Source organism: Paracoccus everestensis, assembly GCF_021491915.1.
Classification (GTDB): Bacteria; Pseudomonadota; Alphaproteobacteria; order Rhodobacterales; family Rhodobacteraceae; genus Paracoccus; species Paracoccus everestensis.
Genome location: NZ_CP090836.1, coordinates 285001 through 305615, shown reverse-complemented (window position 1 = coordinate 305615; position 20615 = coordinate 285001). Strand labels below are relative to the sequence as shown.

The following is a 20615-nucleotide window of genomic DNA, read 5'->3' as shown; positions in this document are numbered from 1 at the left end:
ATGGACCGATTGACCCGCAACTGGCTGATGCTGATCGCCTTGATCCTGGCGACCGTGGCCGTGGCGACGCAGGACGGACGTATTGCCGCAGCCGGGCTGCTGGTCCTGGCCTGGGCCAAGGCGCGGGCGATCCTGGGCGGCTTCCTGCATCTAGACCGCGCACCGGGATGGCTGCCGGCCTTCCTGGTGCCGCTGGCCTTGTGGCTTTGCGTGGTCTGGGGGTTGGCTGCGGTCAGATGACGCGGCTGATCGCGCCGAACGCTTCGGCATGGGCCAGGTCGTGAAGGCGCGAAACGGATGATATGGCGGCGCTTGATTGGTTCACCCGCACGCCCAGTTCCCGCAGCTTCGCAAAGGCGCGGGACAGGCTTTCGGGCTTCATCCCCAGCCTACCCGCGATCAGCGCCTTGTCATAGGGCAGCACGACCGTGGCGCTTTCGGTGCCCTCGGGACACAGTTCCAGCAGGAATTCGGCCACCCGCTGCGCGCCCGACCGGGCCTTCAGCTGCTCGATCTGTTCGACCAGACCTTGCAGGTGCAGGAAGGTCGCCGACAGAATGGAGATCGCGGCCTCGGGCCGGGTTTGCAGCATATCCAGGAAAGCCCGCGCTGGCACGGCGATCAGGTCGCAGGCCGTCACCGCCTCGGCCGACACGGGATAGGCCGCCTGGCGCAGGGCGATGGGTTCGCCAAAGCTTTGACCCCGTGTCATCACGCCCACCACGGCTTCGGCCCCGTTGGGCGCGATGCGATACAGCTTGATCCAGCCATCGGCGACGATATGGATCGCCTGGGCGTCATCGCCATGCTGGAACAGAACCTGCCCGCGCCGCAGATGGACGACATGGGCCGCATCCAGCAAGGTGTCGCGCAGTCCGGCCGGCAGGGTCGCGAAAAGCCGCGCCTGGCAGGCCACCTGGCGGTGCGCGGCAGACAGTTTCATGCTCATCGGATGCGGCCTTTTCTGGAAGAAAGAAGGCAGGGGCGGCTGTCACCCGCCCCGCCGGTCATCGGCGTCACTGGACCTGGGCGATTTCCGCGTCCATGCGCTCGCGCGCCTTCTTGGACAGCTTCACGGTCTTGGCCGCCTCGAGGTTCGCGGGCGCGTCGCCCACCTGGATCAGGCCCACCATGCCCATCGCGAAATGCGGCGTGCACTTGACGCCGTACAATCCCGGCTCGGTCACGGTCAGCGAAAACTCCTCGTTGATCTTGCTTTTGAAGGTTTCCACGCCCTCGGGCAGGATGTCCTTGATGGCTTCGACGTTGTGGCTTTTGTCGGTGGGAATGAAATGGATCACGTCGCCGGGCTCGGCCTTCACGAAGGCGGGTTCGAACACCATCATCCCGGCCTCGCCCTTGTTGAGCATATGCACTTCGTGTTCGGCGGCAAAGGCCGTGCCCCCCAGGGCCAGCATCAGGGCGGGGGCGGCAAGGAAGAAAGCGCGTTTCATGGTCATCTCCTGAATAGGCGGGCCGATCCTGGCCCGTTGATCAGGACTTTAGGCCTTGGCGGCCACCCGCACTTTGCGAAAACGCAAACAAGGGGACGGTTAGGTTTCGGGGTCGGCGATCAGGGCCAGGCCCTCGATATCGACCACCGTCAGCTTTTGCCGTCCACCTTCGACCAAGCCCTGCGCTTCCCAGGCCGACAGCACCCGCGATACGGTATGCAGCGTGGTTCCCGTCATTTCGGCAATGTCCTGGCGGGTAATGGGAAAGTCAATGCGGGTGCCCGCAGCCTCGATCCGGCCGGCCTTTTCGGCCAGGCGCAGGACGGCATGGGCCACGCGGCGCTCGACCTCTTGGGTGGACATCTCGCGCAGGCGGGTATGAGCCTCGTCCAGGCGCTGGCCGATGGTCTGCATGGCATTGATGGCCAGGCGCGGGTTGTTTTCGACCACCGCGTCCCAGTCGGCCATGGGCCAGCCCACCACGATGGATTCGACAGCAGCGCGCGCGGTGCCGGGATAGTCGGGCCGGGCCAGCGCGCGGGCAAAGCCGAACAGGTCGCCCGGATGGACGACGCGGACCATCACCTGCTGCCCGTCGGGCGTGACCTGCGTCACCTTCAGCCGCCCGTGCAGCAGCAGATAGAATGCCACCGCCTCGGCCCCTTGTTCAAAGACCAGGCCCGCCTGCGGAACCCGGCGCGGCGTGGCGCGGGCCATCAGGCGCGCCAGGGCGGCCGGTTCCATTTGCTGGAACAGGGGCAGGTTGCGAACCTGGGATACGTCGATAGCCACGTCTTGCGCCTTCACGATGGGTCTTTCTGTTAGTGCCGCAAAACGGGAAGGGACGCAAAGGCTTCGACGGGATCGGGGATGTTTGTCAGCCCCCGACCTCTCGGACCAGGCGAAAGCCCAGGTTGGCGGGGGGCACGCCGACCGAGCAGCCGCCCGATTTGGGATCGCGCACGAAATCGGACACGGCGGCGCGGTGCAGCCCTTCGACGATATAGATGCCGCAGGTTTCGTCCTGGGACAGGATCCTGCCCAGCGGATCCTGATCGACGCGCCGCAGGCAAGTCGAGGTCCATTCCCAGACGGCCCCGCCGATATCGCGCAAGCCCCGCGAATTGACGTTCAGGCTGCCCACGGGGCGCACCTCGCGGTCCAGTTCGCGGCTGCGCGCCGCATCGGCTGCATATTCGGCCAGCCACAGGACGGCCGGATTGTCGGGATCGCCGTCCACGCCCAAGGCATCGTCGCGAAACATCTCGGCCGCGGCAAAGGCCCATTCGACATCGGCAGGCAGGCGCCAGGTCTGGCCGGTTTCCCCCGACAACCATTCGGCATAGGCGGCCGCGTCCAGCCAACTGACCCCCGTCACCGGCAGGTCGGGCCGGTCGGTCGGACCGCCCGGTGCAAGGCAGGCGCCCGCGGCCACGCAGTCCAGCCATTGTCCGGTGCTGATCGGGGTTTCCATGATCTCGATGGGCGCCGGGATCCGGGTGGTCCGGACTGGGGCATCGGTGGACCGCCCGGCTTGCCGCCAGTCGCCGTCCAGCCGGTGTTCGAAGGGCTGGGGTTCCAGCAGCATCATCCGGGGCAGATCCCGGACGACGGGTCGGTCCTGGGGCCAAAGGGACAGGCCAAGCGCCCCGGCGGCGGCGCCGGCAAGCAGAACGGCGGTTGCGTGCATATCCTTCGCTCCGGTCAGGGAAACGGGCGGGCCGCCCCCGCAGGTTCGCGGGGACGGCTGCGGATGATCGGGTCAGACGGCGGCGGGGCCCTCGACCAGCTTCATCAGGTCGTCGTTCCAGTCGCCCTTGACGACGACATGGGCTGCGGCGCCAAGCTCGAAAGCCTCGATCAGGTTGTGGTTCACATAGGCGTAAACGCCGGGCTGTTCGAAGGTATAGATCATCAGGCCGGCAGTCCCGCCCGGGATGAACCAGGTTTCCAGCCCGGTTTCGGGAGGATTGTTGAACTTGCCCGTGGCCCAGACGTAATCGCCGTGCCCGCCGATCAGGTGGGGCCGCGTGTCGCGGTTGGCCTGGCTGTGGACAAAGGCCACCGTTTCCCCGACATTCGCGGTCATCGCGTTGTCGCCCGTCAGGGCGCCCACGCCGCCGTTGAAGACCACATGGGTCGGCGTCAGGGTCTTCATCACAGCCACGACATCCTCATAGCTTTCGCCGGGGCTGTCATAGGTCTTCCAGTTGCCCGCCTCGTCGCGCGGCACATAGAAGTCTTGCTCGCCGACATAGTAGACCTTGTCATAGCTGACCAGCTTGCCGTCGCGGTCCTTCAGCCCGTCGCGCGGCAGCACCATGATGGCGCCGTTCATGCCGGACACGACGTGCCAGGCGACCATCCCCGGAGGGGCGCAGTGATAAACGAAGACGCCGGGCTTCGTCGCCTTGAAGCGCAGGATGCAGCGTTCGCCGGGGTTCACCTGGGTCAGCGCGCCCCCGCCCAGCGCGCCGGTCGCGCTGTGGAAGTCGATGTTGTGCATCAATTCGTTTGCGGGCGGGTTGACCAGCGTCAGTTCGACATAATCGCCTTCGTGCACCACCATCAGCGGTCCCGGCACGGTGCCGTTGAAGGTGGATGCCCAGTATTCCGCGCCGTTGTCGTCAAGGGCGATCTTCTTCTCCATGATGTTCATCGTGAATTCGACCACTTTCGGGCCACCGGTCGCGACCTGTTCATGGGCGTGGACAAAGGGCGGATCGACCAGGTCGATCTTGACGCGCGGCAGGCTGTCCACGTCCACGGCGGTCGCGGGGGTCAGCACCTTGGCGGCACTGGCGGTTTCGGCTGCGGCGACGCGCACCTGGCTCAGCGCGCCGGCAATGGCTGCGCCTGCAAGGATCGTGCGGCGGCTGACGGACAGGTTGGTCATGGCTGGTTTCCTTCACACTCGATGACAAGGACGGTTCCGGTTCATTCCGGTTGAGTGAACAATGCCACGAAGGGCCGCGCGAAACGTTGTGCTGGAACAACCAAGTCGCCCCCTTTCGCCCCCTTGCTTGCGTCAACGCAAAGAGCGGGTGCTTTTCCGGTCTATCGGTCGGGGAAACGACGATGAAAGGGAATGCGCCATGACTGACACGAAACGCCCCCGAATCCCCCGTGGCCTGCGGCCCGACGGCGCCGCGCTGTGGTCATACGGGTTCCGGCCCTTCTTTCTGGGCGGCGCCGTCTGGGCGGCGATGGCCATGGCGCTGTGGATCGCGGCGCTGATTCACGGGCTGCCGCTCGGCGGCGATTACGGTCCCGTCCTGTGGCACGCGCATGAAATGGTCTTCGGTTTCGCCCCGGCAGTGCTGGCGGGGTTCTTGCTGACCGCCATCCCGAACTGGACCGGCAGCCTGCCGGTATCGGGACGCGCGCTGATCGGGCTGTTTTCCGTCTGGGCGGCAGGACGGGCGGCAATGGCGGGGGCCGCACTGACCGGGACGGGGGTCGCTGCGCTGATCGACGCCGCCTTCCTGCCCTTGCTGCTGGCCATTGCCGCGCGAGAGATCGTCGCGGGGCGCAAATGGAACGACCTCAAGGTGCTGGCCGGGGTTGCGGCGATCATGGCGGGCAATCTGGGCTTTCACGGCGCGGTGCTGCTGGAGGGGGATCCGGCGGCATGGCTGCGCGCGGCGGTGGCGGGCTATGTCATGCTGGTGCTGATCATCGGCGGGCGCATCATCCCCAGCTTTACCCGCAACTGGCTGAACCGGCAGGGGGCGGGAACGATGCCCGTTCCGTATAACCGCTTCGATATGGGAGCGATCGCGGTATCGGCCCTGGCGCTTGCCGCCTGGACATTGGCGCCCGAAGCGCCCCTGTCGGCGCTGGCCTGCGCCGTTGCGGGCCTGATGAACGCCGCCCGGCTGGCCCGCTGGCGCGGATGGGCCACCCGGCCGGAACCGCTGCTGTGGGTGCTGCACCTGGCCTATGCCTTTGTGCCGCTGGGGTTCGGGACCATTTCGGCAGCGGGTCTGGGCATCGTTCAGCCCGTGTCCGCGCTGCACGTGCTGACCGTTGGGGTGATCGGGGCGATGATGCTGGCGGTGATGTCGCGGGCCACGCGGGGCCATACGGGACGGGCACTGACGGCCTCGCGGGTGACGGCGCTGTCCTATCTGTGCCTGTTCGCGGCGGCCCTGGCGCGGCCCCTGGCCGACCTGACGGGATCGGCAGGATTGATGGAGGCTGCGGGCATCCTGTGGATCCTGGCCTTCGGGATATTCGTGGCGGAACATTATGGGATGCTGATGTTCCGCCGCCGCCAGGCGGGCGGGGTTCAGGCGGCCCGCGCCTGAGGGGAGGGCCGCGTCACAGCGGCTCCATCCGGTCTGGGGACCAGGCGGGTTCCCAGATCAGTTGCACATCAACCGACATGACGCCGTCCAAGGATTGCAGCGCCGCTTCCACCCCCAGGCGCAGGAAATCCGCCAGGGGGCAGCCGCGCGTGGTGGTCGTCATCTGGACCGCGACATGACCGCCCTCATCGACCTGGATGCCATAGATCATGCCCATGGCCAGCAGATCGCGGCCGGTTTCCGGGTCCAGCACGGTCCGCAGCCTGTCGCGGACACGATCCTGCAAGTCGGCCATGATCATCCCCTTCAGATCCCGCGCCGCACCAGCAACCGATAGGTGGCCCCGTCGGCCGCGAAATTCCCCGCCCATTCGTGATGGCGCATCGCCAGTTCCGGGAACAGGAACATCGGCTCTCGGTCCAGGGTCGCGAACAGCACCTCGCCCGGGGCCATGCGGTCGATGGTTTCCAGAATCCGCACCATCGGTTCGGGCGGCATCAGCCCCGACAAATCCAGCGTGCGGGCCGGATCGGGCCACAGCGCCGCACCGGGGGCCGATCCGGGGGCAAGCCCTTCCTCGACCCTCTCGCCCGCGACGGGGGTGAACTCGACCTGCCAGCCGCCATCGGGCAGTTGCCGGTCACGCGCCGAAAAGCCGCGGTTCGCCATCACGTTGAACAAGGGTACGGGACGGAACGGCGCGATCAGCACCAGGGGCTGGCCCGGCTGCAAGCCGTCCACGGCCTGCATGATCAGGGCAAAGGGATCCTGGCCCTGCGCAAGCGAGGGTCGGACGTCAAGCTGATGCGGGGCGGGGGATGTCATGGTCGAAACTCCGGTCGGATTGGGGAAGGATCATCGGCGGCATCTTGGCGGGGCGCATCTTGTCGGAAAGATGACGCAGGCGGCGGATCGCGATCAGTTCGCGCCCATGCAGCAGGGCTGCCAGCAAAAGCGCCAAGGTCGCAGTTTCGAACAACGCCGGGCTTTGCACGGCCAGGGCAAGGGTGCCGGTCGCAACGCCCCCGACCCACAGCGCCAAGGCGCGCCGGGCGGCGCGTGCGTCCGTCAGGTCATGGACCATCGGCACCGGGGCGCGCCCGATCAGGGGTGCGAAGACCTGGATCCAGGTCAGGAAACTGGTGATCTTGACCATCTGCGCCAGCGTCAGCGTGGAAAGCCACCCGACCAGGGCCAGGAACACCGCGGCCTCGGCCCAGGGACCGCCCCAGGTCAGGGCGGGAATGGCCAGGGCGGCGGCCAGGGCCAGAAAGGCCAAGGCCACGCGGCTCCACGCCATGTTGACTTCGGGGCGGGGCGCGCGGCGGCTGCGCCAGATGCGGCGGATTTCGGCCAGATACAAGGCCGTGGCAAGCGTGCAGGCAAGCGCGCAAGCCCAGGCCAGGGGCCAGGGATTTCCGCCTGCCAACAGCGTGCCAAGTCCGGCCATCAACAGGGCTAGCGCAATCCCCGCCAGAATCAGGGCCGCCCGGCGCAAGGGGCTGCCCCCGTCCGGCGCGATCAGGAACATCGGAAACAGGCGATAGCTGACCCCCATCGCCGCCAGCGTCAGCCAGAAGCCTGCACCCAGCAGGATGTGCAAGGGCAACCCGTCAGGCAGCAACGCGGCGCCCCAGGTCGCCCCTTCGAACGCCCAGGCCATGCCTGCCCCGGTCCCCCACAGCACCGGCAGCGCCAAGAGCGCCAAGGACAGCATGGCGCCGTCCTGCGTGCGCCAGGCCTGCGCGGCGATCAGCGTCCCGCCAAGCATTGCAGCCGTCAGCGCGAAACCCAGCCCCAGCAGCACCGGCCCGGCCATCAGCAGGATGCCCGTGGGCCAGCCCTCGAGCGCCAGAAAGCCCGCGGCCAGGGCCAGGGCGCCCAGGCTGCACAGGATCAGCCCCGGCAATGCCAGCCGGGGCAGGATCAACACGCGGGCGGTCAGGACCGGAACGAACTGGATCAGCGATCCCAGCATCATCTGGGACAGCCAGCCGATCGCGAACAGATGCACGACCGCCAAGGCCCCTGCCCCCGACCAGCGACCCGGCCCCGCAAGGCCCCAGGCACCCAGCACCAGGGCCGCCAGCAGAAAGGCCAAGGCCGATGCGAACCACGCCAATGTCCATCTGGAAAGCGCCTTGCCCAGCATGTCCGACCCCCAAACCTTGACGGACAACATCCCCTGGCCCGGCCATGGCGTCGTTGATCAAACGCAAAGAGAACCACGGTTTTACGACCCCTGAAAAGGCACGCCCACGCCCTGCTGGCGAACTCGTGTGGGAACCCTTGCCCGTTCCGCCTGTTGGTTGGATAGCCGGCCCATGGCCGGAACGACCTACGCAGACCGAAGGAAACGACCATGACCAAGCTTCTTGCTTCCACCGCCCTTGTCGCAATGCTTGCCGCGCCTGCCATGGCGCAGACGGCGACCGATACCACGACGACGACCGCCCCCGCGACAACCGCCGCCCCTGCCACCACCGAGGCACCGATGACCGGCGACGCGGCCACGGCACCTGCCGCGACCACCATGCCGGCCGGTGGTGCCATGACCGATGCCGGCTTCGGCTATACCGCGATGGCGGGCGATATGTCGGCGGAAACCTTTATCGGCAAGCGTCTCTACACCTCGGAAACCGAAGTGGACGTGAACGCGACCGTGACCGAGGTCGATCAGGAGTGGAACGACATCGGCGAGATCAGCGACCTCGTGCTGAGCCAGGACGGCCAGGTCAAGGCCGTGCTGGTCGATATCGGCGGCTTCCTGGGCCTGGGCGAAAGGTCCGTGGCCGTGTCCATGGACCAGCTGCGCGTGATCCGCGATGGCGATTCGGAAAACGAATACTTCATCGTCTTTACCGCCGACCGTGCCGCCCTGGAGAATGCCCCGGCCTTCGAATGGATGGACGAATAACAGTCTTCATGGCCAAGGGGCGCGCATCACGCGCGCCCTTTTCTGCGACCTAGCAGGGCTTTGGCCTGACGAACGGGCCTTGTCCCTCCCACCCAGTCAGGGCCGTGAAGTCTTGTCCGACACATATCCGACACGAACATCCGATATGCCTGTTGCCAAGTTTGGACTGCATCCCCGCACCTGAACGACCTGCTGCCTGCCTGCCTGCGGCACCCTTTCTGTTGACGACTTCCGGGCAGTGCCCTCATCCTTGAGGCGCGGCGGCTGATCCGCGATGGCAACAGGACAACATCATGACCAGGACAGTTTTGATCACCGGCGCGGGATCGGGCATGGGGATGGCAACGGCCCTGCTGCTGGCCGGGGCCGGATACCGTGTCTTTGCAGGCGTTCGCGACAATGACGCCGAGCTGATGGCCCAGGCCCAGGAACGCGGGCTTCAGGTCACGACCGTGAAGTTGGACGTTCGCGACACCGCTTCGGTCCGCAGCGCCGTGGCGCAGGTCATATCCGATGCGAGCCAAATCGACGTGCTGGTCAACAATGCCGGTTTCGGTCTTCTCGCCACAATCGAGGATGGCACGGACGAGGAGATGATCCAGCAGTTCGATGTCAATGTCTTTGGCTTGATCCGCACCACGCGCGAGGTGCTGCCGCATATGCGCAAGGCAGGAGGCGGCGTCATCATCAACATCTCGTCCTTCCTGGGTCGCATGGGCTTGCCGTTGCTGGCCCATTACAATGCCAGCAAATACGCGGTTGAGGGAATCACGGATTCGCTGCGCTACGAGGCCGGACCCTTTGGCATCCGCGTCCATTCCGTCCTGGCGGGTCTATTCGGGACCAACTTCGTCAGGAAGGGCCTGGTCGCCAATGCCGCGACCACGGCCGAGGCGTCGCCTTATCGCGACCTGGTTGCCCATTTTGTCCCTACCGTGGCCAAGGCCATCAACGAAGGCCCGGCGCCCGAACCGATCGCCCAGGCTGTCAAGGCCATCATCGAAAACGAGAACAGCGACATCGCCGTGATGGTGGGGGCCGAGGCCGAACATTTCGTTCCCCTGCGCCGCAGCCTTTCCGACAAGGATTTCGAGGCGCAGGTGATCCAGACCTTTGGCCTGCAGCCGGCGGTGCCCCGGCACGGCTGAGAGTCTCTGTCCGACGTCAGCCGCCCAGTGCGATGCCCTCTCGCCTGGGATCGGCGCCGCCCGACAGCCCGTCCGGGCCGATCACGATGCCTTGCAGGCCCGAAGTCAGTTCGGTTTCGTTCAGTTCGAACCCGATGGCTGACAGGCCCTCGGTCAGGGCGGCGGGCAATCCCGCCTCGATATCCATGGGACCAAAGCGGTTCACGATATTGGGCGCGGCCACCGCCGCCTGAATGTCCATGCCCCAGTCCAGGTGCGCAATGATGGCGCGCGCGACATAGCCGATGATCCGGCTGCCCCCGGGCGAGCCGATCACCATCACCGGCTTGCCGTCCTCAAGCACGATGGTCGGCGCCATGGACGACCGGGGCCGCTTGCCCGGGGCCAGGGCATTGGCGATGGGCCAGCCCTCCGCATCATGGGTCTCGAAGCTGAAATCGGTCAGCTCGTTGTTCAGAAGAAATCCATGCGCCATGACCCGAGAGCCGAAGCCGTTTTCGATCGTCGTGGTCATCGACAAGGCATTGCCATGGCTGTCCACGATCGAGATATGGGTGGTCGATGGCAATTCCAGCGACATATCCTGGCCCCACAGCGCCGCATGAGACCAGCCGGGCGCACCTGCGCCGACCTCGGGCAGGCTGTCATCGCCCGCCAGCAGCTTGGCCCGTTCAGACAGATAGGCGGGATCGATCAACCCTTCGGTCGGCATCGGCACATGGTCGTTGTCCGCCATGAAGCGCCCCCGGTCGGCGAATGCCAGACGCGAGGCGTCGCCGATCAGCCGCCAGCTTTCCGGGCTGTCCGCCCCAAGCGCCGCCAGGTCGTAGCCGCCCAGCATCCCCAGGATCTGCCCCACCGTCAGCCCGCCCGACGAAGGCGGTCCCATGCCGCAGACATCATGGGCGCGGTATTCCACGCAGACCGCCGGGCGTTCGATCACGCGATAGGCTGCCATATCCCCCATCGACAACAGGCCCGGATTGTCCGCGCCCCGCACGGCGGAAACGATGCCTTCAGCGACCTCGCCCTGATAGAATCCATTGGCGCCCTGGCCCGCCAGCTTGCGCAGGGTTTCGGCATAGGCCGGGTTGGTCAGCGTTGCGCCCGCCGCAACCGACCGGTTGTCGGGAAAGAAATAGGCGGCCGTTGCCGGATCGGCCTGCAACGCCTCGCCTTCGCCCGCCACCTGCCCCGCAAGGCGTGGCGAAACGGTAAAGCCCTGTTCCGCCAACCCGATCGCGTCATCGAAAAGGCTGGACCAATTGGCCCGCCCCCATTTGCGATGCGCGGCTTCCAACAGCGCCGGCGTGCCGGGCGTGCCCACCGAAAGGCCCCCCACCACCGCATCCATGAATTCCCTCGGCTGGCCGGCCTTGTCCAGAAACATCTTCGGAGTCGCTGCCAATGGCGCGGTTTCCCGTCCGTCGAGCGTTGTCAGTGCGCCTGTTGCGGCATCATACCAGACCAGGAAAGCCCCGCCCCCCAGGCCCGAGCTTTGCGGTTCCACAAGGCCCAGCACGACTTGAACGGCAACCACAGCATCAGCGGCGCTGCCACCTGCGGCCAGAACCTTGGCCCCTGCCTCAACTGCCAGGGGATGGGCCGCGCTGATCATCCAGTCTTGTCCGGTGACGGGCTTGCCATCCGCCTTGGCCGACAAGGCAGCACGCGCCGCATCTGTCAGCGTGCCAAAGCCATCCTCCAGGACAACGCTGCCGGTCGCAGCCTCGGGCGCCACGTCATCAGTGGCCTGCCGGGCCAGACCCATGGTGGCGCTGCCCAGCAGCAAGACGATTGCAAATGCCGAATGTCTCATCCCTGCCTCCGCCCTTGACCCTGTCAGTCTGCGCTTCCGATGGCGCGTGCGCAAGCGGAGGACAGTTGGAGATATCAAGCCGAGGCCCGAGATGCAGGTGGTGTTCAAGCGATAGGGTCCAACTGCTGGTGAAAGGATGTGACCTGCCTCCGGCGATCCCTCGTTCACAACAAGAATGCGGGGTATGAGATTGGCTGTCGCGCAGGTCGTTGATCACGAGCACACCGGTATGAGGTCAGCAAGGGAACCAGGGGAGTTGTCAAGAATGTCGAATGTCCTCCTCCAGCAACTGTCACGCAAACTGCCTTTGAAAGCCTTGAGGACGGCGTTCTGCCGAGGCTTGGCAAGCCGATATAGTGCCTAAGCAATATCCGTTTTGCTCAGCTCAGTTCAGGGGCGCACAGGTGATGAACTTCATGCCAGAGGCACTGGTAATCTAATCAATTTCCAAATTATACTCGGAGTCCTGCGGCAGCCGAATTTGGTGACTTGACGGCTGGGTTTGGAACGATTCAGCTACGCCTATGATCCGCCCCGGCTTTCTTTCCTCAGCAGACCGCCTCGAGCTTGAGGCGTGCGTGCGTCGTCAGCGCGAGGACCACGGCATTGCCCGCCGGGCAAATGCGATCCTGCTGCTCGACGACGGGGAAAGCTGTGCCCGGATCGCAAAATTTCTCTATCTGGACGACGATACCATTCGGGGCTGGCATAAAACCTACCTGCAAGATGGTTGGGATGCGCTTGCCTACGACGGCTGGAAAGGCGGCCAGTCCCGTATGACGCAGGCACAGGAGACTGCGCTGTGCGCATGGCTGCAAGTGCGCTTCTGTCGCTCGACGGTCGAGATCAGGGCTCACCTCGCGGCTGAGTGCGGTCTGAACTACTCCCATTCTGGCTGCATCAAACTTCTCGCCCGACTGGGCTTTGAATACCGCAAGCCCAAGCCTCTGCCGCGCGTGGCATCTGCGGAAAAGCAGACAGCTTTCATCGCATTCTACGAACGCCTGATGCGTGAGTTACCAGCAGATGAAGCCGTCTACTTCGCCGATGCGGTGCATCCGGAATACCAGACCAAGCCTGCATTCGGCTGGGTGAAGGTGGGATCAAATCCAGCGGTTCTCAGCACAGCAGGGCGCGGTCGTGTGAACATTCATGGGGCTGTAAACCTCGAAACTTTCGATGCACCCTTTGTCGAGCCCACAACCGTCGACGGGGTCAGTGCCGTGCAGCTTCTCACCAAGATCGAGGAGCGCAACCCTGACAAGCGCATCATTCATGTCATCTGGGACAACGCTGCCTACCACAAAGGACCCGATGTCAGAGCCTTCCTCGCCAAGACAGCTTGCCGTATCCATCTGATCCAGCTGCCACCCTATTGCCCTCATCTCAATCCGATTGAGCGGCTTTGGGCTGTCTTGCATCAATACGTTACCCACAACCGCTACTACCCAAGTCAGAAGCAGTTCGCCGACGCCATCCTTGCATTCATGCGTGAAACCATCCCGCAGGAATGGACAAAATTCCGCGACAAGGTCTCCGACAACTTCCGCGTCATAACCCACGAGAACTTTCGGGTTTTGCAGTAGAAGCGGTATAGCATTTTTTGCGAGATGCAGGCGAATGGAAAAGACCTCCTTAGCGGAAAGGAGACCCGTGGGTTGATGGCGTGCGTGGTCGAAGAGGGTTTGGACATTGGTCTGATCGCTGAGGTTCCATGCCTACGCCTAGTTCCACGACTATGCCTGCGACTGGTAGCTTTCAGTTGGTCAAGGCAGTCGTCGAGCGGCTCGACGGTGCGCCGGTTGGCAAGTGACGCCGCTGGTCAGATGCCTTCAAGGCACAGGCAGTCACCGCTTGGAACCGGACGTCAGTGTTTCCGCACTGGCCCGCCGTCTGGGATTGCGCCGCCGCCGCGGTTTGGCTGGCGCGAAGCCTTTCTGAATAAGCAAGGCAAGGGTGATCCTGTGGTAATCCTCCCTATGGTTAAAGGGATGCGGAAGTAGAATTTTCTCGGCAAGTTGGACGAGGAGATTCAGATGAAGAAAACCCGTTTCACCGAGGCCCAGATCATGGGCGTGCTGCGTCAGGCCGAGGGTGGTTTGCCTGTGCCTGAACTGTGTCGCGAGCATGGGATCAGCAGCGCGACGTTTTACAAATGGCGTGCCAGGTATGGCGGCATGGATGCATCCATGATGGGCCAGATGAAGTTACTGGAGGACGAAAACCGGCGGCTGAAGCGCATGTTTGCCGATCTGAGCATGCAAGCCGATCTGCTCCGGGAGGCGCTTGGAAAAAAGTGACGCGGCCAGCTCAGCGTCGCGAGCTGGCCGCAAAGGCTGTGGCGACGAAGGGGATCAGCATTGCGCTGGCTTGCCGGGCATTCGGCGTCAGCGAGACCTGTTTCCGCTACAGCCCGAAGCGCGACAACGAGAACGAGCAGATCGCCGACCTGCTCATTGGGCTAACCAAGACCAGGAAGACTTGGGGCTTTGGCTTGTGTTTCCTGTATCTGCGCAACGTCCAGGGCCATGGTTGGAACCACAAACGCGTCTACCGGATCTATCGTGAGCTGGAACTGAACCTGAGGAGTGAGCCATGGAACGCCACTGGTCCGAGTGACCATGGCGAACGCCTCGCAAGCGGCTGAAGCGGGAGAAGTCCGAGGAACTGGCTGTGCCGGAAGCTCCCAACGCGGTCTGGTCCATGGACTTCATGGCAGATCGCCTTGGGGACGGGCGAGCCTTCCGTCTTCTGAACGTCCTGGACGACTTCAACCGCGAGGGCCTGGGCATCGAGGTGGACTTCTCGCTGCCGGCCGAGCGCGTCGTCCGGACCCTGAACCAAATCATCGAATGGCGGGGAGCACCAAAGGCGATCAGGGTTGATAACGGCCCGGAATATATCAGTGGCCGTCTGATGGAATGGGCCGAGGACAAGGGCATTACCCTGACCTATATCCAGCCCGGAAAGCCGCAGCAGAACGCTTACGTCGAGCGCTACAACCGGACAGTCCGGCACGAATGGCTGGACCTATACATCTTTGAAACCATCGAGGAGGTGCAGAACATCGCCACCGAGTGGCTCTGGACCTACAACAACGAACGCCCCAACATGGGCATCGGCGGGATCACCCCTGCCATGAAGCTGAGAATGGCCGCGTGAATTCTACGTCTGCGCCCCGTTAAAACGGGGAGGATTACCAGGGCAGTGGGCAAGCTTGGGTGCGCATGGGCCTGCCGCGTGATGCTTGGAGTTGGATTGATCAGCAGAGGGGAAGCCAAGACCGGACAAGCTTCCTTCAGAACCTGATTGAAGCGGCGCGCGCCTATGAACAAAATAGGGCACCGGCACAAACAACGGGACAAGGATCAAGCGCTTCGTAGCAGCCGCGCCACGCGGCAGGGGCATCTACCACCGAAGAGACGCCGGGAAGGTCAGGATGGCGTTGTTGCAGAACTCGTCCAAGCCAGGATTCACGCTGGGGCTGCTGTAGGTTAAGCGTTCTGGCATGACGAAGCCTGAAACTGTCCGATACCGCACGACGAACTGGAAATCCTACAACGATGCTCTGAGGCGGCGGGGATCGCTGCTGATCTGGTTGGACAAGGACATGGCGTGGGTGGCGAACAAGGCGGGGCGGCCTGGCCGCCCGCCTGTGTTCTCCGATGCGGCGATCCAGTTCTGCCTGATGGTGAAGGTGCTCTTTGGTCAGCCACTTCGGCAATGCACGGGCATGGTGTCCAGCATCTTGAAGATGGCTGGGCTCGACTGGTCGGTGCCGGACTTCTCTACGCTGAGCCGCAGGCAGAAGACCCTTACCGTTCAGATATCCAGCCGCCGCGCGCAAGGACCGCTGAACCTGCTGGTGGACAGCACGGGGGTCAAGTTCGGGGGTGACGGAGAGTGGCTGGCGCGCAAGCACGGCACACACCGCAGGCGCCAATACCGCAAGGTCCATCTGGCGATGGACACAGCTACCGGTGACATCCGGGCGGTGGAGTTCACCTCGAGCCGTGAGGGTGACAGCCCCGTGCTGCCGGGCCTCCTGGATTAGATCCCACCAGACGAACAGATCGGCACCGTGACCGACGACGGTGCCTTCGACATCCGGCGATGCCACACCGCAATCCTGGATCGCGGCGGCACGGCCGTCATCCCGATCCGCAAGAACGGACGCCTCTGGAAGAAAGACTGCCCGGCCGCTCGCGCCCGCAACGACATCCTCCAGGCAACCAGACGCTTCGGTCGGGCCACCTGGAAGCACTGGTCCGGGTATCACGTGCGAAGTCGGATCGAGGCGAGAGTGTCCGTCGTCGAATGATTTGGAACAGGCAGCCTGATTTTGGTCTGGAGGGCTCTGGCTCTGTAGGTTGAGGTTATGCTGCCTGGCACTGATGGTTCAAGCGCCGGCTTTGGATGGTCAGTTTCTTGATCTTCTCCCTTTCTGCCAGAATGGCCGGCCCGCGCCCGAAGTAGACGTCAGCGGGTGTGAGATTGCCGAGGCTCTCGTGATAGCGGTGGTTGTTGTAATGCTCGACAAAGGCGGCGATGGCTGCCTCAAGCTCGCCTTGCAGGTAATAGTTTTCCAGCAGAATGCGGTTCTTGAGGGTCTGGTGCCAGCGCTCGATCTTGCCCTGCGTCTGAGGGTGATTGGGGGCGCCGCGGACATGGTTCATGCCATTTTCTTCGAGGTATTCGGCCAGGTCACCGGCGATGTAACACGGGCCATTGTCGCTGAGCAGCCGCGGCTTGTGCAGCACGGCGGCGCTGTCACATCCGGATGCAGCGAGCGCGATATCAAGCGTTGCGCTGACATCGTCCGCCGCCATGCTGGTGCACAGCTTCCAGCCAACGATATAGCGAGAAAAGTCATCCAGCACGGTAGACAGGTAGAACCATCCCCAGCCTGTCACCTTGAGATAGGTGAAGTCGGTTTGCCACATCTGGTTTGGCCGGGTGGTCTTGTCCTTGAACTCGTTCCCGGCCTTGACAACCACATAGGCCGGGCTGGTGATCAGGTCATAGGACTTCAGCAGCCGATACACGGACGCTTCTGACACGAAATACTTTTCTGTATCCGTGAAGCGAACGGCCAGTTCCCGCGGCGACAGGTCCGGCTCTTCGAGCGCCAGAGCGACAATCCGGTCCCGTACAGCGTCGGGAATGCGGTTCCAGACCCTGGACGGTCGTGAGGGGCGGTCTTCCAGCCCTTCCGGGCCGTGCTCGACGTATCGATCATACCACCGGTAAAAGGTCGTGGGCGGCACCCCGATCTGCGCCAAAGTCTGACGGACCGGCAGGTGGGATTGCTCGACGATGCGGATGATCTCGAGCTTCTCGGACGCTGGATATCTCATGCGTGCTCGCCCCCAGCCCCGCTCGTGTTTTTTTTGAGCAGCCGGTTCTCAAGGGTGAGGTCGGCCACAACCTCCTTGAGCGCCAGTGCCTCGGCGCGCAGGTCCTTGACCTCGCCACTGGTTGCCTGGCGCGCCGTGTCGCCGGCCAAGCGCTTCTTGCCGGCCTCGAGGAATTCCTTCGACCAGCTGTAATACAGGCTCTGGGCGATCCCTTCGCGACGGCACAGCTCCGCAATGCTGTCCTCGCCCCGAAGCCCGGTCAAGACAATCCTGATCTTCTCTTCGGCGTTGTGGATCTTACGCGTCGCCCGGCGGATATCTTTGACCGCCTTCTCCGCCTCGGCTTTCGTCGTCATGGGCTTCTTGCTCATCTTCGCTCCATAAAGGCTACGATGAGCCAAAAACCCTCCGTCACGCAATCTGCCTAATCTGTCCCATGGGCGCTGACGTCAGACAACACCGGCATCCCGGTCTGGGATCGGCGACGGCCGAAGTTCCTGTTTTCGGGGCTGATGCAATGTGGCTGCTGCGGCTCGGGCTTTTCCAAGGTGACAAAGGACGCCTTCGGCTGCTCGGCTGCCCGAAACAAGGGCGCAGCCGTCTGCACGAACATGACGACGATCCGCCGCGACGTGCTGGAGCAGTCAGTGCTAGAGGCTCTCGAGCATCACCTGATGGACGAGGAGGCAGTGCGGATCTTCTGCGAGGAATATACCGCGGAGCGCACCCGCCTGCAGGCGGGTGCCTATGCCGGACGTGCGGGACTGGAGAAGGAACTCCACCAGGTCGCCGGCGATCACAAGAAGCTGGTTGACGCGATCATTGCGGGCGTGCCTGCAGGGCAGGTGAAGGATCGGATGATCAAACTGGACGCCCGGCGGAGGGAGCTGGAAGGAGTGCTGTCTTCCGCCCCCGCTCCCGATCCGGTGCGTTTCCACCCAACAATGGCGAAGACATACCGCAAGCGGGTCAGCCAGCTGATCCGAGGTCTTTCCGACGCCCAGGGGCAGGAAGAGGTCAAGGAGGCGCTGCGGGCCTTGGTGGAGAAGATCGTTCTGATGCCCGTCGAGACCGAAGATGGCGGCAAGCGTCTGGCGATCGACCTGTATGGATCCCTTGCGAGCTTGTTGCGCCTGGCGACTGGGCAGACTGCGCATACAATGACCCGAACGCAGAAATCCCCGCGCGAGGCGGGGTTGGAAGGCTTTGTTCTTGTTTCTGAATTAGTGTTGGTTGCGGGGGCAGGATTTGAACCTGCGGCCTTCAGGTTATGAGCCTGACGAGCTACCGGGCTGCTCTACCCCGCGGCAGGGTTGTCGGTGTCGGTTTTTTCATCGTTTTCAGGGAGATTTTATCGCGTCTTTCCAGGTCTGGCGGTGACCTACTCTCCCACGTCTTGAGACGCAGTACCATCGGCGCAGCGGCACTTAACGGCCGAGTTCAGGATGGGATCGGGTGTTTTGCTCGCGCTAGGGCCACCAGACCGGGAAAGAGGCGATCAGCGTTGTCCCGCGATCCTTTTGGGGGATTGCGGGACGATGTTGTCCAAGGATGCGTTGGAAGATTTCAGTTCTGTGTGCCTGCGCACACGGAAGTCTGTCTTCTTCCGGATCAAATCAAGCCTATCGAGCCATTAGTACCGGTCAACTGAATGCATTGCTGCACGTACATCTCCGGCCTATCGACGTGGTGGTCTTCCACGGCTCTCAAGGGAGACCTTGTTTTGAGGGGGGCTTCACGCTTAGATGCCTTCAGCGTTTATCCTGTCCGTTCATAGCTACCCTGCACTGCCGTTGGCACGACAACAGGTCCACCAGTGGAACGTTCACCCCGGTCCTCTCGTACTAGGGGCAACTCCTCTCAAGTCTCCAACACCCACGGCAGATAGGGACCGAACTGTCTCACGACGTTCTAAACCCAGCTCACGTACCTCTTTAAATGGCGAACAGCCATACCCTTGGGACCTGCTCCAGCCCCAGGATGAGATGAGCCGACATCGAGGTGCCAAACGATGCCGTCGATATGGACTCTTGGGCATCATCAGCCTGTTATCCCCAGCGTACCTTTTATCCGTTGAGCGATGGCCCTTCCACTCGGGACCACCGGATCACTATGGCCGACTTTCGTCTCTGCTCGACTTGTCAGTCTTGCAGTCAGGCTGGCTTCTGCCATTGCACTCAACGAGCGATTTCCGACCGCTCTGAGCCAACCTTCGCGCGCCTCCGTTACTGTTTGGGAGGCGACCGCCCCAGTCAAACTACCCACCACGCAGGGTCCCGGACCCGGATAACGGGCCGCGGTTAGACATCAAGAGTGCGAAGGGCGGTATCTCAAGGATGACTCCACGAGGACTAGCGTCCCCGCTTCAAAGTCTACCGCCTATCCTGCACATCGCAATCCTGATGCCAGTGCGAAGTTGTAGTAAAGGTGCATGGGGTCTTTCCGTCTAACCGCGGGAAGTCTGCATCTTCACAGACAATTCAATTTCGCTGAGTCCACATTTGAGACAGCGGGGAAGTCGTTACGCCATTCGTGCAGGTCGGAACTTACCCGACAAGGAATTTCGCTACCTTAGGACCGTTATAGTTACGGCCGCCGTTTACCGGGGCTTCAATTCAATGCTTGCACATCTCCTTTTAACCTTCCGGCACCGGGCAGGCGTCAGACCCTATACGTCGCCTTGCGGCTTCGCAGAGCCCTGTGTTTTTAGTAAACAGTCGCCACCCCCTGGTTTGTGCCCCCGACCGATGCTTGCGCACCAATCGGGCCTCCTTCTCGCGAACTTACGGAGGTATTTTGCCGAGTTCCTTAAATGTGGTTCTCTCAAGCGCCTTGGTATTCTCTACCAGTCCACCTGTGTCGGTTTAGGGTACGGTCTTGTGGAGGGCTATTTCCAGGAACCCCTAAGCAGCCCGATCAATCCGTTAAGATCGAACTACCCTCGGGATCCGTCACCATCTCCTGGCCCAGGAATATTAACCTGGTTCCCATCGACTACGCCTTTCGGCCTCGCCTTAGGGGCCGGCTTACCCTGCTCAGATTAGCTTTAAGCAGGAACCCTTGGACTTTCGGCGACAGGGTCTCTCACCCTGTTTGTCGCTACTCATGTCAACATTCTCACTTCTGATCACTCCACCGGATGCCTCACGGCCCAGCTTCACAGTCAGAACATTGCCTCCGCTGCCCCCGAAGGGTCAGAAGAGGCAGCGTCCTATATCACAGAACGCTCCGCTACCACGTGCATAAATGCACATCCAAAGCTTCGGCTCGTGGCTTGAGCCCCGTTACATCTTCGCCGCAAGACCTCTTGATTAGACCAGTGAGCTGTTACGCTATCTTTAAAGGATGGCTGCTTCTAAGCCAACCTCCTGGTTGTTTTGGAAGTCTCACATGCTTTCCCACTTAGCCACGAATTGGGGGCCTTAGCTGTTGGTCAGGGTTGTTTCCCTCTCCACGACGGACGTTAGCACCCGCCGTGTGTCTCCCGGATAGTCCTCTCGGGTATTCGGAGTTTGCTTAGACTCAGTAAGGCTGTGGGCCCCCATCATCCATGCAGTGCTCTACCCCCCGAGGGATACGTCCGAGGCGCTACCTAAATAGCTTTCGCGGA

At 63.0% G+C, this 20615-nt stretch carries 16 protein-coding genes, 1 tRNA gene, 2 rRNA genes and 3 pseudogenes (1 of these 22 running past the window's edge); 8 read left to right on the top strand and 14 right to left on the bottom strand.

The genetic code is table 11. The features are described from left to right. Complete coding sequence (locus LZ585_RS01495) at positions 1–240, top strand: cytochrome C oxidase subunit IV family protein (RefSeq protein ID WP_234854707.1); 240 nt, start codon at positions 1–3, stop codon at positions 238–240. Here LZ585_RS01495 and LZ585_RS01490 read toward each other — a convergent pair. The 5 genes from LZ585_RS01490 to nirK all read right to left on the bottom strand — a co-directional run bounded on the left by LZ585_RS01490 (position 233) and on the right by nirK (position 4350). Beyond that, a complete protein-coding gene (locus LZ585_RS01490; RefSeq protein ID WP_234854706.1) occupies positions 233–949 on the bottom strand; it encodes a Crp/Fnr family transcriptional regulator in 717 nt (238 codons plus the stop codon). The two genes, LZ585_RS01495 and LZ585_RS01490, sit on opposite strands and share 8 nt — an antisense overlap. A gap of 67 nt (positions 950–1016) precedes the next feature. After that, a complete protein-coding gene (locus tag LZ585_RS01485; RefSeq protein WP_234854705.1) occupies positions 1017–1454 on the bottom strand; it encodes a pseudoazurin in 438 nt (145 codons plus the stop codon). A gap of 99 nt (positions 1455–1553) precedes the next feature. After that, on the bottom strand, positions 1554–2246 hold the full coding sequence (locus LZ585_RS01480; protein WP_234854704.1) for a Crp/Fnr family transcriptional regulator: 693 nt from the start codon (positions 2244–2246) through the stop codon (positions 1554–1556). Positions 2247–2331: 85 nt separating this feature from the next. Then, positions 2332–3144: an SUMF1/EgtB/PvdO family nonheme iron enzyme gene (locus LZ585_RS01475; RefSeq protein WP_234854703.1), complete on the bottom strand. Its 813-nt coding sequence runs from the start codon at positions 3142–3144 to the stop codon at positions 2332–2334. A 72-nt stretch (positions 3145–3216) separates the two neighbouring features. Further along, entirely contained in the window at positions 3217–4350 is a 1134-nt protein-coding gene (nirK, locus tag LZ585_RS01470) for a copper-containing nitrite reductase (RefSeq protein ID WP_234854702.1), read from the bottom strand. 199 nt (positions 4351–4549) lie between these two features. On the opposite strand from nirK, the gene LZ585_RS01465 reads away from it, so the two are divergent. Then, entirely contained in the window at positions 4550–5764 is a 1215-nt protein-coding gene (locus LZ585_RS01465) for an NnrS family protein (protein WP_234854701.1), read from the top strand. A 13-nt stretch (positions 5765–5777) separates the two neighbouring features. On the opposite strand, the gene LZ585_RS01460 is transcribed toward LZ585_RS01465, so the two are convergent. Genes LZ585_RS01460 through LZ585_RS01450 form a run of 3 tightly spaced genes read right to left on the bottom strand, consistent with a single transcriptional unit; the run spans position 5778 to position 7886 of the window. Further along, positions 5778–6059 (bottom strand): metal-sulfur cluster assembly factor, encoded by a 282-nt coding sequence (locus tag LZ585_RS01460; protein ID WP_234854700.1) that lies wholly within the window; start codon positions 6057–6059, stop codon positions 5778–5780. An 11-nt stretch (positions 6060–6070) separates the two neighbouring features. Then, positions 6071–6589: a DUF2249 domain-containing protein gene (locus tag LZ585_RS01455; protein WP_234854699.1), complete on the bottom strand. Its 519-nt coding sequence runs from the start codon at positions 6587–6589 to the stop codon at positions 6071–6073. Further along, positions 6561–7886, bottom strand: coding sequence for a hypothetical protein (locus LZ585_RS01450; protein WP_234854698.1), 1326 nt, complete (start codon positions 7884–7886; stop codon positions 6561–6563). The genes LZ585_RS01455 and LZ585_RS01450 overlap by 29 nt, the downstream gene beginning before the upstream one ends. A gap of 240 nt (positions 7887–8126) precedes the next feature. On the opposite strand from LZ585_RS01450, the gene LZ585_RS01445 reads away from it, so the two are divergent. Both LZ585_RS01445 and LZ585_RS01440 read left to right on the top strand, forming a co-directional pair. Next, positions 8127–8681: a PRC-barrel domain-containing protein gene (locus LZ585_RS01445; protein ID WP_234854697.1), complete on the top strand. Its 555-nt coding sequence runs from the start codon at positions 8127–8129 to the stop codon at positions 8679–8681. 293 nt (positions 8682–8974) lie between these two features. Further along, complete coding sequence (locus LZ585_RS01440; protein ID WP_234854696.1) at positions 8975–9829, top strand: SDR family oxidoreductase; 855 nt, start codon at positions 8975–8977, stop codon at positions 9827–9829. A gap of 16 nt (positions 9830–9845) precedes the next feature. Here LZ585_RS01440 and ggt read toward each other — a convergent pair whose 3' ends face one another. Then, positions 9846–11648, bottom strand: a complete 1803-nt coding sequence (gene ggt / locus LZ585_RS01435) for a gamma-glutamyltransferase (protein WP_234854695.1) — start codon at positions 11646–11648, stop codon at positions 9846–9848. A gap of 524 nt (positions 11649–12172) precedes the next feature. On the opposite strand from ggt, the gene LZ585_RS01430 reads away from it, so the two are divergent. From LZ585_RS01430 to LZ585_RS01420, 3 genes and pseudogenes are all read left to right on the top strand, one after another. Further along, the gene (locus LZ585_RS01430) at positions 12173–13234 is read left to right on the top strand and encodes an IS630 family transposase (protein ID WP_234853247.1); all 1062 of its coding nucleotides are present in this window, start codon (positions 12173–12175) and stop codon (positions 13232–13234) included. Between the two features lie 450 nt (positions 13235–13684). Next, positions 13685–14810, top strand: a pseudogene (locus LZ585_RS01425) (IS3 family transposase). A gap of 346 nt (positions 14811–15156) precedes the next feature. Next, positions 15157–15954 (top strand): annotated as a pseudogene (locus tag LZ585_RS01420) (IS5 family transposase); the annotation flags it as partial. Positions 15955–16024: 70 nt separating this feature from the next. On the opposite strand, the gene LZ585_RS01415 reads toward LZ585_RS01420, so the two are convergent. Continuing rightward, positions 16025–17376, bottom strand: a protein-coding gene (locus LZ585_RS01415; protein ID WP_234854694.1) for an IS3 family transposase whose coding sequence is annotated in 2 segments (ribosomal slippage) — positions 16025–17040 and positions 17040–17376 — 1353 coding nt in all. Because the reading frame shifts where the segments join, the coding sequence is not laid out codon by codon here. A gap of 141 nt (positions 17377–17517) precedes the next feature. Between LZ585_RS01415 and LZ585_RS14920 the strand changes: the two are divergent. Next, a pseudogene (locus tag LZ585_RS14920) lies at positions 17518–17607 on the top strand (hypothetical protein); the annotation flags it as partial. A gap of 48 nt (positions 17608–17655) precedes the next feature. On the opposite strand, the gene LZ585_RS01410 reads toward LZ585_RS14920, so the two are convergent. The 4 genes from LZ585_RS01410 to LZ585_RS01395 all read right to left on the bottom strand — a co-directional run. Then, complete coding sequence (locus tag LZ585_RS01410; RefSeq protein ID WP_234854693.1) at positions 17656–18162, bottom strand: hypothetical protein; 507 nt, start codon at positions 18160–18162, stop codon at positions 17656–17658. 73 nt (positions 18163–18235) lie between these two features. Next, a tRNA-Met gene (locus LZ585_RS01405) sits at positions 18236–18312 on the bottom strand. 61 nt (positions 18313–18373) lie between these two features. Next, positions 18374–18488: ribosomal RNA gene (gene rrf / locus LZ585_RS01400) — 5S ribosomal RNA — on the bottom strand. 129 nt (positions 18489–18617) lie between these two features. After that, a 23S ribosomal RNA gene (locus LZ585_RS01395) occupies positions 18618–20615 on the bottom strand; it runs 840 nt beyond the window's last position.